The following is a 2,544-nucleotide window of genomic DNA, read 5'->3' as shown; positions in this document are numbered from 1 at the left end:
GTGTCAATGGCCAGTTCGTTCTCCCCGTAGGCGGCCAGCAGTTGTCCCCGCTGGTGGCCACCTGGTTCTCCCCGGCGGCGGCCAGATAATTCCCCGCCGTGGGCTGGTTGTCAGTTCAATGGCATCACGCCCTTGCCGGAGGTGGCTTGAGCGAGCCGGAAGCTGTCACCCTGGGTCACCACGATGTGCGCGTGATGCAGCAGCCGGTCGACGGTGGCGGTGGCCAGGGTCTTGGGCATGATCTCGTCGAAGCCGGACGGGTGCAGGTTCGAGCTGACGGCGAGTGCCCGGCGTTCGTAGGCGGCGTCGACCAGGCGGTAGAAGCCTTCGGCGGCATCGGGGCTGACCGGTAGCAGCCCGATGTCGTCGATGATGATCAGGTCGGTGCGGATCAGCCTGGCGAGGGCTCGGGTGATGGAGTCGTCGGCCCGGTGACGGCGGACCAGGACGCCGAGGTCCTCGATGGTGAACCAGGCGACGGTCATCCCGGCCTCGACCGCGGCCTGGCCGAGCGCTTCGCAGAAGTGGCTCTTGCCTGTGCCGGACGGGCCGCAGATGCAGAGATTTTCCTTGCGCTGCACCCATTCCAGGGTCTTGAGCGCGTCCTGGGTCGGTCGCGGGATGGTGGATGCTTGTTCGTCCCAGTCGCCGAAGGTCTTCCCGGCGGGGAACGCGGCTCGTTTGCGGCGGGTGCGCAGGTTCGCCGCGTCACGTCCGGCGGCTTCCTCGGCGAGCAACACGCGCACGACCTCGGCCGGGTCCCACCGCTGGGCCTTCGCGGTCGGGATCAGATCGACCAGTGACCTGCGGATATAGGGCAGTTTCAGTCGTTTGGTCAGCTCGATCGCCTCGGCCAGCGGGTCGCCGGCCGAGCCCGCGACGGTGCGGATCGGGGTCGCCATCATGCCTCGCTTTCGTCGTCGGAGCTGCTGAGGCCGAAGTTCGACCAGGCCGAGGTGCCTGGTTGCAGGCTGTGTGTCTCACCGGCCCGGGTCGGTTCGGCCTGCTCGCGGCCGGCTTGGTGGGCCAGGATGCGGATCAGGTCGTTCTCGGCGAACCGACCGGCGATCGCCGCCGTCCCGAGGGCCTGGTCGACCTCGGCAGCCGGGTGCAGCTTGGCCAGCGCGACCGCCTCGGCAATCTTCGGCCGGATCCGTCGAGCCCCGGCCGCGGCGGCCTCGACCAGCCACGACGCCGCCCCGGGCCCGAGGGCGAGGAACGCGGCCTCCTCCGCCGAGGTCGCCTTCGGGACCCGGTCACCGGACTTGTCCTCGCGGGGCGGGTAGTGCTCGTCGCTGATCATCGGGCTCCCGGGCGTCGACCGGGCATGGCGGGCGACCTCGGCCGGCCCGTGCTCGCCGACGGCGGTCACGATCAGCTCGTCGCCGTGGAACCGGGCCCAAACCCTGGTGTCGACCAGGGGATGCGGCACCGAGTAACGCACCCCTTCCACTGAGATCGTGCTGTCCCACTTCACCCGCCGGGTGGTGCCGAACGCGACCGTGAACGGCTCGCTCGGCAGCCGGTGCAACCTGGTGCGTTCCTCGGCCAGCGCTTCGACCGGGCGGCGCCGGGTCTCGCGGTGGATCCGGTCGTTGACCTGCTCGCAGAACTCCCGACACGCGGCCTCCAACTCGCCGAACCGGCGGTAGCTCTCCAGCAGGTTCGCCGCCGTGGGCACCAGATCGGCCTTGGCGATACGCACCGTGGCCTCCGAACCGCCCTTGGTCTGCGGGTCAGCCGGGACGCAGGTGCGGATCGTCATCCCGTAGTGGCGGCCGACCTCGACGATCTCCGGGTTGCGCACCGCGATCCGCGCGACATGGTCGACCGAAACCGTCTTCTCGTTGTCTGTCAACGCATACGTCGGCACTCCACCGATCCTTCGCAGCGTCGTGTCCAAACAGGACACGATCGTCGGTAATGTCTTGTCCCATACCGGAATCACCACCCGAAACCTCGACCACGCCAACCACGCGCACCACAAACTCGTGCGCCTGCCGCCGATGCGCGGGCCCTCACCCCAGTCCCACTGCAACCACAACCCCGGCTCGGTGATCCACGGCCGGAACACCCGCCGCTGCCCCGCCGCGAACCGCGCCTTCACCTGCGCCACCGCGCGGCGGGTGGTGCGCTCACCACCGGCGAAGCCCATCGCGGTGATCCGCCGGTGCACCACATCCGCCCGCACCCGTCCGCCCGAACGGACCACCAACTCTTCGATCTTCTCCACGTACTCGTCGATCGGACGAGCCCGATGCTCCCGGGCCACCGGGCTCTGCCCGGCCTCACGCAACAGCACATACCGGGCCACCGTGTGGTGATCACACCCGGCCAACTCCGCCGCAGCGCGGTAACTGCCCGTGAGGTCGTATGCCTCAAGGATTTCCATGATCTCCCTGCTCGTCTTCACCGGCCGACTCTTCTCGACCGGCATCCCGAACTACTCACCGGGGAGATATCTGGCCACCAGCGGGGAGATCGCCGGCCACCTATGGGACGGTAAATGGCCGCCTACGGGGATTCTTCACTGGCCACGGTCAT

2 protein-coding genes are annotated in these 2,544 nt (G+C 68.8%); both read right to left on the bottom strand.

Features of this window, described 5'->3' with window-relative positions; genetic code table 11:
• Positions 1–110: 110 nt before the first annotated feature.
• A complete protein-coding gene (gene istB, locus GPZ80_RS31805; RefSeq protein ID WP_187224802.1) occupies positions 111–902 on the bottom strand; it encodes an IS21-like element helper ATPase IstB in 792 nt (263 codons plus the stop codon).
• Entirely contained in the window at positions 902–2,413 is a 1,512-nt protein-coding gene (istA, locus tag GPZ80_RS31800; RefSeq protein WP_187224801.1) for an IS21 family transposase, read from the bottom strand. The genes istB and istA overlap by 1 nt, the downstream gene beginning before the upstream one ends.
• Positions 2,414–2,544: the final 131 nt, after the last annotated feature.

The organism is Actinokineospora xionganensis (assembly GCF_014323725.1).
Taxonomy (GTDB): Bacteria; Actinomycetota; Actinomycetes; order Mycobacteriales; family Pseudonocardiaceae; genus Actinokineospora; species Actinokineospora xionganensis.
Note: the sequence above shows the minus strand (reverse complement) of the source record. Positions and strands in the feature narration are given on the sequence as shown.